Consider the following 14,045-nt stretch of genomic DNA (forward strand, 5'->3'; position numbering starts at 1 on the left):
TGAGCACAGCAGATGGGGACAATCATGACCACACCCGAACCGATCGTCATCGTCGACGGGGCCAGGACCCCCGTCGGTAGCTTCGGCGGCGTCTTCAAGGACGTACCCGCGCACGAGCTGGGCGCCGCAGCAGCCAAGGCCGCGCTGAGCCGCGCCGGCGTTGCGCCCGAAGACATCGACGAGGTCGTCATGGGCTGCATCGGCCAGGTCGGCCCGGACGCCTACAACGCACGCCGCGTCGGCATCGCCGCCGGACTGCCCGAGAACGTCCCCGCCTACACCGTCAACCGCCTCTGTGGCAGCGGTCTGCAGGCTGTGTGGTCTGCGGCGATGCAGATGCGATGGGGCGCAGCTGCCATCACGCTCGCCGGCGGTGACGAGAGCATGTCTCGCATGCCCTTCTACGACTTCGCCGCCCGCTCGGGCTACAAGCTCGGCGATCGCAGCCTCGTCGACGGCACCGTCGCGATGCTCACCGACCCGTTCAGCAAGGCTCACATGGGCCGCACTGCCGAAGCCGTCGCCCGTAAGTACGGCGTCAGTCGCGAGCAGCAGGACGAGTTCGCCGTCGAATCTCAGCGCCGTGCCGCTACCGACGCAGCGAAGGCGGCATTCGCCGAGGAAATCACTCCCGTCGAGACCGGTGGTCGGCGCTCCGTCACCGTCACCGAGGACGAGCATCCCAAGCCCGGAACCACCGTCGAAACCCTCGCCAAGCTGCGCCCCGCATTCGAAGAGGGCGGATCCGTCACCGCCGGTAACGCGTCGGGCATCAACGACGGCGCCGGCGCACTCGTCCTCGCGACGGGCACCGAGGCAGCCAAGCGCGGTCTCACCGGACTGGTCACGCTCGAAACCGTCACGACGGCAGCCATGGAGCCCGGCCTGATGGGCTACGCTCCCGTGCTCGCTCTCGAAAAGCTCTTTGCACAAACAGGATTGAAGCCTTCCGACATCGGCACCGCCGAGGTCAACGAGGCGTTCGCTTCGCAGGCCATCGCCGTCATCCGTGACAGTGGCCTGGATCCGGAGAAGACCAACCCGTACGGCGGAGCGATCGCCCTCGGACACCCGGTCGGCGCCACCGGAGCCATCCTGACCCTGCGTGCGGCCCGCGACGTGGTCCGCCGCGACCTCGAATTCGGCATCGTCACCATGTGCATCGGCGGCGGTCAGGCACTCGCTGCCCTGCTGAAGCGGGTCTGATCATGGCGACCAAGCGCAAGCCGTCGTGGCACGACGACGAGATCACCGCAGTAGCCGAACTGGCCCGTGGTTTCTTCGATCGTGAACTGATCGCCAAGCGTGAGCAGTGGGACGCTCAGCATCGCGTCGACCGGTCCGTGTGGCTCGAAGCCGGCAAGCTCGGCCTGCTGTGCTGCTCGATTCCCGAGGAATACGGCGGGGGCGGTGGAACTTTCGCGCATGATCTCGCTGTCTTCGAGGCGCAGGGCTACTGCGGTGACTATGCGCTCGGTAACTCCGTGCACAGTGGCATCGTCGCCCACTACGTGCTCGAATACGGAAGCGAAGAGCAGAAGAAGGCCTGGCTGCCAGGTATGGCGACGGGCGAAATCCTCGGCGCCATCGGAATGACCGAGCCCGGAACAGGTTCCGACCTCAAGGCAATCACCACCTCCGCGATCCGTGACGGTGACCACTACGTCGTGAACGGGTCGAAGACCTTCATCACCAATGGTGGCAGCGCAGACATGATCGTGCTTGCCGTCAAGACCGACCCCAAGGCGGGCGCCAAGGGTGTCTCGCTCCTGATCGTGGATCTTCGTGACTGCGAAGGCTTTGCGGTCGGCCGCGTGCTCGACAAGGTCGGTCAGCATGGCGCCGATACGTCGGAGCTGTCCTTCACCGACGTTCGCGTTCCCGTCTCGAACCTCCTCGGTGAGTCCGAGGGGCTCGGCTTCGGTCAGTTGATGGCGCAGCTGGTGCAGGAACGCCTCATCATCGGCGCGCAGGCCATCGGCACCATCGAGCGTGCAGTCGAGGAGACCGTCGCATACACCAAGGCGCGTCAAGCGTTCGGGCACAGCCTCTTCGAGTTCCAGAACACCGCCTTCGAGCTGGCCGAGTGCCAGACGATCGCACGCACCTGCCGTGTCTTCCTCGACAACTGCATCGAGGATCACCTCAACGGCGAGCTGGACGGCGCAGACGCCGCGATGGTCAAGTACTGGCTCACCGAGCAGCAATGCGCCGTCGTCGACCGGTGCGTGCAGCTCTACGGCGGATACGGCTACATGCGTGAATACCCGATCGCGCGCATGTACGAGGACTCCCGCGTCCAGAAGATCTACGCCGGCGCCAACGAAGTGATGAAGGGCATCATCGCGAAGAGTCTTTGATCACCGGCGTCGAAAACCATTGACACCGACCAGGCACCCACCGAGCATTTCGGTGGGTGCCTTTGTGTGTGCCCACAAGCGGTATCGAGCTGTTCGGAAGGCAAACACTGATGAGCTTCACCATCGACGTCGGGTCGGCACGCGTCACCCAACTGACAGAGCTGGCGCACTGGCCGTTTCCGCCGCGAGAGCTCTTTCCCCAGGCGAGTGAGGCCGAGATCAGTGAAGCGTCGGCGCGGCTGGCACCGGAGTTCTTCGACGAGGGTAGTGGTGACCTCGTGCTTGCCATCCACACCTACCTGGTGGAGATCGGCGGCAAGGCCGTCGTCGTCGACACCGGTAACGGCAACAGCAAGCACCGGCCGAACCTCTTGCCGCATCACATGTTCGGTACCGACTACCTCTCACGCTTCGCAGCCACCGGTGTGTCCGTCGACGACGTCGATCTGGTGGTCAGCACACATCTGCACCCTGACCACTGTGGCTGGAACACCGCCCTCGACGCCGAAACCTGGCGGCCTACCTTCCCCCGCGCGACCTACATTTTCGATCGCACCGAACTGGCCGCGCTCCAACAACTCGCCGCCGACGGTCCACACGAAGGAGTGGTCTCGGATCTGGCGCAGACCTTCGAGGACAGCGTCCGTCCCGTTCTGGACGGGGCGAAGTGGGAGGCGGTCGACGACGGCCACGTCCTGGCCGAGTCCGAAGGCACACGCGTCGTCGTGCGCAGCGCGCCCGGCCACACGCCGGGTCACATCGTGATCGAGATCCGCACTGCCGACGGCGGCGCCGTCATCTCCGGCGATGTGATCCACCATCCGATCCAGTTTCTGTACCCGGACCTCAGTCAGGGCGGCGACGCGGATCCGGAGATCGCGAGGGTCACCCGCCGCGAACTTCTCGAACGCTGCGCGTCGGAGGGACTGCTTCTACTTCCCGCGCACTTTCCGGTCGACGAACCGATCGTGATCGGATTCGATTCGAGCGGTGCACCGAGTGCTTCCGGTCTGATCGGTCTCGCAGCGTCCTGACTTGCCGCATCGGCCCTGGTGACGCATCCAACCCTCGGCTTCCGAACAGGTCCGATACCCTGGTTCATCGTGACCGCTGCAAATTCAGAGACCGTCCGTGCCCAGTACGACCTGATCGTCGTCGGTTCGGGATTCTTCGGGCTGACCATCGCCGAGCGTGCCGCTACCCAGCTGGGTAAGCGCGTGCTGGTGTTGGATCGCCGTCACCACCTTGGGGGGAACGCATACTCGGAGGCTGAGCCGGAGACCGGCATCGAGGTCCACAAGTACGGTGCCCACCTGTTCCACACCTCCAACAAGAAGGTCTGGGACTACGTCACTCAGTTCACGGAGTTCACGAACTACCAGCACCGCGTCTTTGCGCTGCACAAGGGGCAGGCGTATCAGTTCCCGATGGGACTCGGTCTCGTGTCGCAGTTCTTCGGTCGGTACTTCACTCCCGAAGAAGCACGCGCCCTCATCGCCGAACAGTCCAGCGAGATCGATTCGAAGGACGCCTCCAACCTCGAAGAGAAGGCGATCTCCCTGATCGGGCGCCCGCTCTACGAAGCGTTCGTGCGTGACTACACAGCTAAGCAGTGGCAGACCGACCCCACCGAGTTGCCCGCCGCGAACATCAGCCGCCTGCCGGTCCGCTACAACTTCGACAATCGCTACTTCAACGACACGTACGAGGGCCTGCCCGTCGACGGATATACGGCGTGGCTCGAGAACATGGCGAAGGATCCGAAGATCGAGGTCCGCCTCGACACCGATTACTTCGACGTCCGCGACGAACTGCGTACCGCCAGCCCCGACGCACCCGTCATCTACACGGGCCCGCTCGACCGCTACTTCGACTACTCCGAAGGTGCACTGGGATGGCGCACCCTCGATTTCGAGACCGAGGTTCTGCCCACCGGAGACTTCCAGGGCACCCCGGTCATGAACTACAACGACGCCGACGTGCCGTTCACCCGAATCCACGAGTTCCGTCACTTCCATCCGGAGCGCGAGTACCCGACCGACAAGACCGTCATCATGCGTGAGTTCTCACGTGCAGCGGAGGCGAAGGACGAGCCGTACTACCCGATCAACACTCCGGAGGATCGTGAGAAGCTCTCCGCGTACCGCTCACGCGCCAAGAAGGAGACCGCGGAGAACAAGGTCCTCTTCGGTGGGCGTCTCGGCACCTACCAGTACCTGGACATGCACATGGCGATCGCCAGCGCGCTGACGATGTTCGAGAACACCCTGCGCCCGCATCTCGAAACGGGTGCGGAATTGGCAGGGGAGAGCGAATGAACGCACGTCATCTACTCGAAGGCGAAGATGCCGTCACCGGCGACGAGGTGACCTACCTCGGCAAGTCCCTGCTCTCTCGGATCATCCTTCCCCGCGCCGGCGAACCTCTCGACGTCCGCACGCTGTACTTGGAGGAAGCTTCGACCAACAGTCGTCGGGCTCACTCCACCTCGAGGACGTCCGTCGCGCTCGGTGCCGAGACCGAGGTCTCGTTCGCCACGTACTTCAACGCGTTCCCCGCCAGCTACTGGCGTCGATGGTCCATCCTGAAATCTGTGGTCCTTCGACTCGAACTGTCCGGACACGGCCGCGTGGATGTCTACCGTTCCAAGGCGGACTCCTCGCGAATTCACGTGGAAGGCAAGGAATTTGCCGACGGTGATGCCGCGGTCGAACTCGAGGTGGAGCTGGCACCGTTCGAGGACGGCGGCTGGATCTGGTTCGACATCACCACCGATACGGCCGTAGTCGTCGAGAGCGGCGGCTGGTACGCGCCCGTCGAGGCTCCCGGCGAAGCGACGGTCGCCGTTGGTATTCCGACGTTCAATCGCCCGACCGACGCTGTCAAGGCGCTGGCTGCGTTGTCCTCGGATCCGCTGGTGTCGGACGTGATCAAGGCCGTCATCATGCCGGATCAGGGCACCCGCAAGGTGCGTGACGAGCCCGGGTTCGCCGAAGCTGCTGCAGCACTTGGTGATCGGCTCGCCATTCACGATCAGGGCAACCTCGGTGGCTCCGGCGGATACAGCCGAATCATGTACGAGGCGCTCAAGACCACGCAGTGCCAGCACATCCTGTTCATGGACGACGACATCGAGATCGAACCCGACTCGATCCTTCGTGCGCTTGCTTTCTCGCGCTTCGCGAAGTCGCCGATGCTGGTGGGTGGGCAGATGCTCAACCTTCAGGAACGTAGCCACCTTCACGTGATGGGTGAAGTGGTCAACCGCGGGATCTTCATGTGGTCTGCCGCGCCGAACGTCGAATACGACCACGACTTCTCCAAGAATTCGCTGCGAGATTCGAAACTGCTGCACCGTCGCATCGACGTCGACTTCAACGGTTGGTGGATGTGCATGATCCCGCGCCAGGTCGCGGAAGAGCTCAAGCAGCCGCTGCCACTGTTCATCAAGTGGGACGACTGCGAATACGGTTTGCGCGCAAAGGAAGCCGGATACCCGACCGTCACGTTGCCTGGTGCCGCGATCTGGCACATGGCGTGGAGCGACAAGGACGACGCCATCGACTGGCAGGCGTATTTCCACCTCCGTAACCGTCTGGTGGTGGCCGCGCTCCACATGCCGGGCAACGGCCGCGGCCTTGTCGTCAACACGGTGAAGGCGACTCTCAAGCACCTGCTGTGCCTCGAGTACTCCACCGTCGCGATCCAGAACAAGGCCATCGCGGACTTCCTCGCCGGACCGGAACACGTCGCGAACATGCTGCCCACCGCACTCGGTGAGGTTCACGCCCAGCGCAAGGAGTACCCCGACGCCGTCGTGGTGCCCTCGGCAACCGCACTACCGCTGCCCTCCGGCGCCGAAGTCGGGGACGTCAGCGCGCCGACCAACCCCGTCGCGAAGATCGTCCGCGTCGGCAAGGCCGTGGTACACAACCTCAAGCCCGCGCACCCCGAGCATCACGAGCGTCCTCAGCTCAACGTGCCGACCATCGACGCCAGGTGGTATCTGCTCTCGCAGGTCGACGGGGTCACCGTCACCACCGCCGACGGTCGTGGCGTCGTCTACCGCAAGCGCAACCCCAAGCAGGCACTTGAACTGCTCAAGGAAGCCATGCGTTTGCGCCGCGAACTCGCCGCACGTTTCCCCGAGCTCAAGAAGCAGTACCAGGACGCCGTTCCTTCACTGACCAGCACGGAAAGGTGGGAACGTGTCTTCGGCATCTCCTGAAGTACAGATTCTGGCCGGGATTCAGTCGACCGTCGGGCAGCTGCCGGGAGCCGTCAAGGTCGCCCGCGGTATGTCTCACTTCGGTGAGCACTCCCTCGGGTGGATCGCGATCGCTGCCGTCGGAGCTGCTGTGGACAAGCCGCGTCGACGGGAATGGGCCGGAGCAGCCGTCGGAGCATTCGGTGCACACGCCGCCTCCGTGGTGATCAAACGAGTGGTCAGGCGCAAGCGACCTTCCGATCCTTCGGTGCAGGTCAACGTCTCGACACCGAGCAAGCTCAGCTTCCCGTCATCACACGCGACGTCGACGACGGCGGCGGCTGTGCTGATCGGTCGGCTCACCGGGCTACCCTTACCGGCGTTGCTGGTGCCCCCGATGATGCTCTCGCGTCTGGTCCTGGGAGTTCACTACCCGACCGACGTACTCGCCGGAGCGGCACTGGGAGCCGCATCCGCGGCGGTAGTTCGCCGGGTCGAAGAAGCCAGAGCCGAACAGAAATGTGGAGATAAATGAGCGAGGAACCGGCTACGGTCAGCGGACCCCCGAAGTCCCTGCCCGCCGGCATCGTCAAGGCGCTTCGCCCACGTCAGTGGGTCAAGAACGTCCTTGTGCTGGCAGCGCCCATCGCGGCCGGAACCGCCACCGAAGCCGACGTGCTGTTGCCCGTCGCGCTGGCGTTCGTCGTGTTCTGTATGGCGGCATCAGGCATCTATCTCGTCAACGACGCGATGGATGTCGAAGCCGACCGTGCTCACCCCACGAAGCGATTCCGTCCCATCGCGGCCGGCGTTCTACCCGTCAACATCGCCTACGGCATGGCAGTCGTGCTGCTTGCCGGTGCGATCGGGCTGTCCTTCCTGGCCAACTGGCAACTCGCCGTGGTCATGGGCGTGTACATCGTCATCCAGCTCGCCTACTGCTTCGGTCTCAAGCATCAGGCCGTCATCGACATCTGCATCGTCTCGTCCGGCTTCCTGCTTCGAGCGATCGCCGGTGGCGTTGCCGCCGAGATCGATCTCTCGCAGTGGTTCCTGCTGATGATGGCGTTCGGCTCACTCTTCATGGCGGCAGGCAAGCGCTACGCCGAACTGCAGTTGGCCGAGAAGACCGGCGCCAAGATCCGTAAGTCCCTCGAGAGCTACACGATGACGTACCTGCGTTTCGTGTGGACGATGGCAGCGACGACGCTGGTCCTCTGCTACGGACTGTGGGCGTTCCAACAGGACGCCATCAAGGGCACCAACTGGTACGCCATCTCGATGGTGCCGTTCACCATCGCGGTGCTGCGATACGCGGTGGACGTCGACGGCGGCGAAGCCGGAGAGCCTGAGGAGATCGCGCTCGGTGACCGGGTGCTGCAACTCCTCGCGATTGCGTGGATCGGAGTAGTGGGTGTCGCTGTCTACCTCGTCTGAGCCACGCACCGAGGCCGACCCGCACGTCGACACTGCGGCGAATCGCACCACCCTCAGTCGAGGAGTTTTTCTCGGCGGGGTGGTGCTTGCTGCTGCCCTCATGTTCTGGGGTGCGTGGGAGCGTCGCTGGATCGCCGACGACGGACTCATCGTCTTGCGAACCGTCCGCAACCTGCTCGCGGGGAACGGCCCGGTCTTCAACGCGGGTGAGCGTGTCGAGGCGAACACGAGTACCGCGTGGACGTACATCGTCTACGCGTTCAGTTGGCTCACGCAGATCCGTCTCGAATACGTTGTTCTGACGATCGCGCTCGTACTCTCGACTGCTGCCGTCGTGTTGGCGATGCTCGGCACCGGTCGTCTGTACCGCGGCGTTCGGCCGTCGGCGGGCGGAACGATCCTGCTGGTACCGGCGGGTGTTCTCGTCTACATCGCGGTTCCGCCTGCGCGAGATTTCGCCACTTCCGGGCTCGAGACTTGCTTGGTGATCTTCTGGATCGCGCTCCTGTGGCTACTGCTCGTTCGGTGGGCGCAGGCGTCGACGCCGTCCACGGCGTCGATCCTGACTCTCTCGTTCGTGGCCGGACTCGGACCATTGGTTCGACCCGAGATGGCGATTCCCGGTGCTGCCGCGTTGATAATGATCGTTCTCTCCGCAGGCCTGACCTGGAAGATTCGCACACTGATCGTCGTCGTCGCCGGACTTGTCCCGGTGGCCTATCAGGTCTGGCGAATGGGCTATTACGCCTTGCCGTACCCGAACACCGCGGTGTCGAAGGACGCCGGTGGCGCGAAGTGGGCGCAGGGATTTGCGTACCTGTGGAACCTGGTCGGGCCGTACCTGCTCTGGTTGCCGTTGCTGTTCCTGCTCATCGGTGCGCTGCTGCTCGTGTGGCGAAGCCGAGCGGACACACCTACCGCTACCGCAGATCAACCCGCACGCCCGCTGTGGCAGCGCTTTCAGCAGTTTCTGCGCACGCCGCGGGCGATTGTCACCTTCATTCTCGGCAGTGGGCTGATCCTCGGGATCTACTCTCTGCGCGTCGGCGGCGACTTCATGCACGGCCGCGTCCTGTTGCCGGTGCTGTTCTGCCTGCTCATCCCGGTGGCGGTCATTCCGTTGCGGGTGCCGGCGCGGGCAGCGTTCGGAAGTAATCGCGACACCGCGATCTTCGGAGTCTCGGCGGTGCTGTGGATCGGCACGATCATCTGGGCCTTCTTCGCCGCGAACACGACGGGTATGCCGGAAGGATCCGTGGTGGGTCGCTCGGGAATCGTCGACGAGCGAGCGTTCTACGCACTCAACACCGGTCACAAGCATCCGATCCTGGCCGAGGACTACCTCGACTATCCGCGAATGCGTGCCATGGTCGAGACCATCGCGCGGACTCCGGAGGGTGGGCTGCTGCTGCCGTCCGCGAGCTACGACTCCTGGTTCGTCGTCCCACCACCCGGACCGATCGACGAGCCGGCCGAGCACGTCGTCTTCTTCCTCAACCTCGGAATGACGAGCATGAACGTCGGCCTCGACGTTCGGGTGCTCGATCAGATGGGGCTGGCGTATCCCCTGGCAGCTCACACCGAGCGACTCGAGGACGGCCGGATCGGGCACGACAAGAATCTCTATCCGGACTGGGTGGTCGCGGACACGGGAATGATCGACGTTCGACCGTGGCTGCCGTTCTTCCTCGACGAAGACTGGGTTGCGGACGCAAAGCTGGCCATCACCTGCCCGGAAACGCAGGAGTTGCTCACGTCGTACCGCTCCGAGCTGACCTGGGCCAGATTCAAACAGAACTTCCAGCAGGCATTCGACTTCGCGAAGTACCGATTCGACCGGGTTCCGGCCTACGAATTGGAACGCTGCGGTCTCGTTCCACCGGATTCACCCAGGTGATGTGATCAGCATCACCGACTGTAGAGGGTTTGAATATTTCGATTCAGTAACACCGAATTGATTGGCCACGATGTACTCGAAGACGATTCACCTAACCTGAATCACCCCCGAGGGGTGATGACGGTGTTGCTCGCGGACTGGGACGTAACGGTCCACCTATTTGTCACAGCTGAACCTGTGACATAAAGTCCAGCGAGCGCAGTGTGACTTGGAAGAGGTCCGCTGCCGACCCGAACTCGTTCGGGCTGGCAGAAAAGCCTGTTCCCCGACGGAATCCGCCGGAACCACTCCACCGAGTGGGTTCCGCAGACGAAGAGAGAGAGCAGTATCCATGCGTTTTGCCAGAAAGAGGCTGACCCAGCGCCTCAAGCACCGAGCGTTGGCCATCGGTGCCGCAGCACTTGTGCTCCCCCTTGCTGCAGGAGTTGCCGGTAGTGCTGTCGCCTCTGCTGCGCCTGCGCACACTGCTCCCAGCCACACCGCCCCCTCCGGCGGATACGACGAGCTGTGGGTGCCCTCCTCGATGGGCAACATCAAGGTCCAGGTCCAGTGGGCCGCTCGCGGCGGAAACGCTGCCCTTTACCTCCTCGACGGCCTGCGTGCGCGTAACGACGCCAACGCGTGGAGCTTCGAGACCAATGCGATGGACCAGTACCGCAACGACAACATCACCCTCGTGATGCCCGTCGGCGGCGAGTCCAGCTTCTACAGCGACTGGTATGCACCGTCGAACTTCAACGGCCAGCAGATCACGTACAAGTGGGAAACCTTCCTCACCGAAGAACTGCCCAACTTCCTCGCGAACTACGGCGTCTCGCCCACCAACAACGCGGTCCTCGGCCTCTCGATGGGTGGCAGCGCTGCTCTGACGCTGGCTGCTTACCACCGTGACCAGTTCAAGTTCGCCGGCTCGCTGTCGGGCTACCTGAACATCTCGGCTCCGGGCATGCGCGAGGCAATCCGCGTCGCAATGCTCGATGCCGGTCGCTTCAACGTCGACTCCATGTGGGGACCGCCGTGGAGCCCGTCCTGGCTGCGCAACGACCCGTTCGTCTTCGCACCGCGTCTGCAGGGCCTGTCGATGTACATCTCGTCGGCAAGCGGCCTGCCCGGTGAATACGACCACCCGCGCGCACCGATCGACTACTACAACACGGCTAACGGCATGGGCCTCGAGGCTCTCGCCCTGGTCAACACCCGTGCATTCCAGATCCGCATGAACTCGCTGGGTATCCCGGCCACCTACAGCTTCCCGTCCAACGGCACGCACTCGTGGCCGTACTGGTCGGCAGAGCTGTGGAAGGCTCGCGGCCAGATCCTCGACACCATGAACGCTTGGTGATCGTGCGCGATCCCGTGACCTAGTCACTTCACCAGTGCCGTTCCGGACTCCTCGAAGGAGAACCGGGACGGCACTTGTGTATTCAGGTGCTGCACAAGCGCCCGATGTCAGTAACAATTGCACCACCAGTAACAGCGCGGCTACCCCAAGCGGGGATCGTTTGCGTGTAGAAATAGTTTCAACGGGGGTCTGGCTGCTCAGGCGGCCACACGATCGACGCGCGGACCGAACGTAAGGAAAGAGAGTGAGCTCATGCGAGTAGGCCTTGCCACGGAGGACCGTCGCCGGTCCCGGGCAACCTTCCGGACAAAGGTCGTCGGCGCACTGGCAGCGATGCTGGTTCTGCCGATCGCCGCGGGCTTGACGACGGCCGGAACCGCGGCAGCCGCGCCGGCACCTGCTCAGGCCGCACCGGCCGCCACCCAGAACCCCACCGGAGCAGCGGTCACGAAGGTCGACTGGCTCAGCGAGCGTCGCGTCGCGCTGTGGGTGAACTCTCCCGCGATGGGCACCCCGATTCAGGTGCAGATCCTCTTGGCCCGCGATTGGAACGTCAATCCGTCGGCCAGCTTCCCCTCGGTCTGGATGCTCGACGGTCTTCGCGCGACCGACAACGAGAACGCCTGGACCTACGAGACCGACGCCGAGTCCTTCTACGCGGACAAGAACGTCAACGTCATCCTCCCGGTCGGCGGTCAGTCCAGCTTCTACTCCGACTGGCTCCAGCCCGACAACGGCAAGAACTACCAGTGGGAGACGTTCCTGACCAAGGAACTGCCCCCCATCCTCGAAAAGGACTGGCGGACCACGCAGACACGCGGTGTCGTCGGACTGTCGATGGGCGGCACGTCCGCCATGTTCCTCACGGCGCGCAACCCCGGCTTCTTCAAGTTCGCCGCTTCGCTCTCCGGCATCCTCACCACCACCTCGCTCGGCATGCCTCAGGCAATCCAGTTCGCGATGACCGACGCCGGTGGATACAACTCCGCCGCGATGTGGGGACCGCCGTCCAACCCGCAGTGGGCTGCACACGATCCGTACGCGCTCGCCGAGAAGCTCAAGGGCGTCAGCCTGTACGTCTCGAGTGGTAGCGGTACGACCGGCCCGTACGACCAGCCGTCGGGAATTCCCGGCGTAAGCACCAACTACGCAGGCATGGGCCTCGAGATCCTCGCTCGCCTGACCTCGCAGACCTTCGCGACCAAGCTCAACCAGCTCGGCATCCCCGCGCAGGTCAACTACCGCCCGTCCGGAACCCACTCGTGGCCGTACTGGCAGTTCGAGCTTCATCAGCTGTGGCCGCAGTTGGCCAACGCCATCGGCGTCGAGGTCGAGAAGCCGGCTTGCGGCACTTCGGGTGAGATCGGTGCGACGGCCGCAGCCAACGGCTGGATCGGTGACTGCATCACCCCCGAGTACAGCGTCGCGGGTGGCCTGGCACAGGACTTCCGCAACGGTCGCATCTACTTCACCAGTGGAACGGGCGCCCAGCCCGTCGCCGGTCGTATCGCCGGCGCGTACATGAACACCGGAGCAGCAGCCGGCCCGCTCGGCTTCCCGCGTACCCCCGAACTCGGTACCCCCGACGGACGCGGACGCTTCAACCACTTCCAGAACGGCTCCATCTACTGGACCCCGCAGACCGGCGCTCATCCCGTCAGCGGTGACATCCTCGCCGAGTGGTCCGCACAGGGTTGGGAAGGTGGCCCGCTCGGCTACCCGACTGCCGACGAGATCGCGACCCCCGGCAAGCCGGGCAAGGTCCAGGGATTCGAGATCGGCGCAATGTACAGCAGCGCCAACGGAACTCACGCGGTTCTCGGAATGATCATGGGCAAGTACGGCGAACTCGGCTGGGAAAACGGCTGGCTCGGATTCCCGAAGTCGAACGAGGTTCCGATCAAGGACAACGGACGCTTCACCGAGTTCGAGGGCGGCAACATCTACTGGAGCCCCGGCACCGGTGCATGGTCCGTCGAGAACGGTCCGCTGTTCGACGGTTGGAAGAGCGTCGGATACGAAGGTGGACGACTCGGATTCCCGATCAGTGACAAGTTCGACATTCCCGGTGGTGTCCAGCAGAACTTCCAGTTCGGCTACATCACGGTGATCGGTGACAAGACAGAAGTTCACTAACTCACAGTGGTGCACGACGGGCGGGCCCGATCACGGATCGGTGCCCGCCCGCGTGCGTTGCGTAACCTGTTGATGGACTTTCGACTGAAGGCAAGGACGGACATTGATGTCGCTTTTCTCGGGTAACCGAAACACTTGTGCACGCGCGATCGCGGTCGGCGCCCTGGCGCTCGCCACCGGTGGCGCGCTTGTCGCGTGCGGTAGTGACGACTCCACTGCAACCTCCAATCCGGTCACCACGACGTCCGCGGCGGCTTCGTCCTCGAGCGGTTCGGCATCTGCGTCAGCCTCCGCGACCACGACGGCGTCGGCTGCGCCCACCAGTCCGGGAGCCGCGGCCACCGCGCCGCCGGAGCAGCCGCAGAGCATCGAGGGCTTCCCGGGTCCCACAGTCGTCGAGGTCAGTCCCGAGGCACAGAAGTTCCTCGACGGACTGAAGGCGAAGGGCATCACCCCAGCCGGTGACGGAAGCATCGCCGTCAACACGGCCAATTACATCTGCGCTGCCGGTCCTCAGACCGACGACGAGGTCCTGACCTTCGTGACCGCCTTCGTCGGCCAGGAAGCGTCGGCGGAAGGCAAGCAGATCACTCCCGAGCAGGCAGGTGCGAACGCTCAGATCTACATCGACGTCGCCAACGCCACCTACTGCAAGTAGGCGTGGGT

11 protein-coding genes are annotated in these 14,045 nt (G+C 63.9%); all 11 read left to right on the forward strand.

Annotated features, from left to right (window positions below):
* Nucleotides 1-24: 24 nt before the first annotated feature.
* Nucleotides 25-1,206 (forward strand): thiolase family protein, encoded by a 1,182-nt coding sequence (locus ATN38_RS22525; RefSeq protein WP_218748708.1) that lies wholly within the window; start codon nucleotides 25-27, stop codon nucleotides 1,204-1,206.
* A 2-nt stretch (nucleotides 1,207-1,208) separates the two neighbouring features.
* Nucleotides 1,209-2,360: an acyl-CoA dehydrogenase family protein gene (locus tag ATN38_RS22530; RefSeq protein WP_007731824.1), complete on the forward strand. Its 1,152-nt coding sequence runs from the start codon at nucleotides 1,209-1,211 to the stop codon at nucleotides 2,358-2,360.
* A 110-nt stretch (nucleotides 2,361-2,470) separates the two neighbouring features.
* The gene (locus ATN38_RS22535; protein ID WP_218748709.1) at nucleotides 2,471-3,394 is read left to right on the forward strand and encodes an MBL fold metallo-hydrolase; all 924 of its coding nucleotides are present in this window, start codon (nucleotides 2,471-2,473) and stop codon (nucleotides 3,392-3,394) included.
* Nucleotides 3,395-3,463: 69 nt separating this feature from the next.
* Nucleotides 3,464-4,678 carry a UDP-galactopyranose mutase gene (gene glf / locus ATN38_RS22540; protein ID WP_003943925.1) on the forward strand — a complete coding sequence of 405 codons (1,215 nt, stop codon included), beginning with the start codon at nucleotides 3,464-3,466 and terminating at the stop codon, nucleotides 4,676-4,678.
* Nucleotides 4,675-6,588: a glycosyltransferase gene (locus ATN38_RS22545; protein WP_003943981.1), complete on the forward strand. Its 1,914-nt coding sequence runs from the start codon at nucleotides 4,675-4,677 to the stop codon at nucleotides 6,586-6,588. The genes glf and ATN38_RS22545 overlap by 4 nt, the downstream gene beginning before the upstream one ends.
* Complete coding sequence (locus ATN38_RS22550; RefSeq protein WP_003943893.1) at nucleotides 6,569-7,102, forward strand: phosphatase PAP2 family protein; 534 nt, start codon at nucleotides 6,569-6,571, stop codon at nucleotides 7,100-7,102. Before ATN38_RS22545 ends, ATN38_RS22550 begins: the two co-directional genes overlap by 20 nt.
* A complete protein-coding gene (locus ATN38_RS22555; protein WP_003943808.1) occupies nucleotides 7,099-8,004 on the forward strand; it encodes a decaprenyl-phosphate phosphoribosyltransferase in 906 nt (301 codons plus the stop codon). Before ATN38_RS22550 ends, ATN38_RS22555 begins: the two co-directional genes overlap by 4 nt.
* Nucleotides 7,982-9,901 (forward strand): flagellar motor control protein ZomB, encoded by a 1,920-nt coding sequence (zomB, locus tag ATN38_RS22560; RefSeq protein WP_308256460.1) that lies wholly within the window; start codon nucleotides 7,982-7,984, stop codon nucleotides 9,899-9,901. The genes ATN38_RS22555 and zomB overlap by 23 nt, the downstream gene beginning before the upstream one ends.
* Before the next feature lie 331 nt (nucleotides 9,902-10,232).
* Nucleotides 10,233-11,243, forward strand: a complete 1,011-nt coding sequence (locus tag ATN38_RS22565) for an alpha/beta hydrolase family protein (protein ID WP_007731818.1) — start codon at nucleotides 10,233-10,235, stop codon at nucleotides 11,241-11,243.
* A gap of 252 nt (nucleotides 11,244-11,495) precedes the next feature.
* On the forward strand, nucleotides 11,496-13,379 hold the full coding sequence (locus ATN38_RS22570) for an alpha/beta hydrolase-fold protein (protein ID WP_003943922.1): 1,884 nt from the start codon (nucleotides 11,496-11,498) through the stop codon (nucleotides 13,377-13,379).
* A gap of 106 nt (nucleotides 13,380-13,485) precedes the next feature.
* The gene (locus tag ATN38_RS22575; RefSeq protein ID WP_003943980.1) at nucleotides 13,486-14,037 is read left to right on the forward strand and encodes a DUF732 domain-containing protein; all 552 of its coding nucleotides are present in this window, start codon (nucleotides 13,486-13,488) and stop codon (nucleotides 14,035-14,037) included.
* Nucleotides 14,038-14,045: the final 8 nt, after the last annotated feature.

The organism is Rhodococcus sp. FH8 (assembly GCF_019266085.1).
GTDB classification, from domain to species: domain Bacteria; phylum Actinomycetota; class Actinomycetes; order Mycobacteriales; family Mycobacteriaceae; genus Rhodococcus_F; species Rhodococcus_F qingshengii.

Bases quoted from the DNA above. Each gene is read 5' to 3' on its own strand.
- ATN38_RS22570 (WP_003943922.1), top strand. From the start codon at position 11,496: ATGCGAGTAGGCCTTGCCACGGAGGACCGTCGCCGGTCCCGGGCAACC.
- ATN38_RS22545 (WP_003943981.1), top strand. From the start codon at position 4,675: ATGAACGCACGTCATCTACTCGAAGGCGAAGATGCCGTCACCGGCGAC.
- ATN38_RS22555 (WP_003943808.1), top strand. From the start codon at position 7,099: ATGAGCGAGGAACCGGCTACGGTCAGCGGACCCCCGAAGTCCCTGCCC.
- ATN38_RS22565 (WP_007731818.1), top strand. From the start codon at position 10,233: ATGCGTTTTGCCAGAAAGAGGCTGACCCAGCGCCTCAAGCACCGAGCG.
- ATN38_RS22525 (WP_218748708.1), top strand. From the start codon at position 25: ATGACCACACCCGAACCGATCGTCATCGTCGACGGGGCCAGGACCCCC.
- ATN38_RS22530 (WP_007731824.1), top strand. From the start codon at position 1,209: ATGGCGACCAAGCGCAAGCCGTCGTGGCACGACGACGAGATCACCGCA.
- ATN38_RS22535 (WP_218748709.1), top strand. From the start codon at position 2,471: ATGAGCTTCACCATCGACGTCGGGTCGGCACGCGTCACCCAACTGACA.
- ATN38_RS22575 (WP_003943980.1), top strand. From the start codon at position 13,486: ATGTCGCTTTTCTCGGGTAACCGAAACACTTGTGCACGCGCGATCGCG.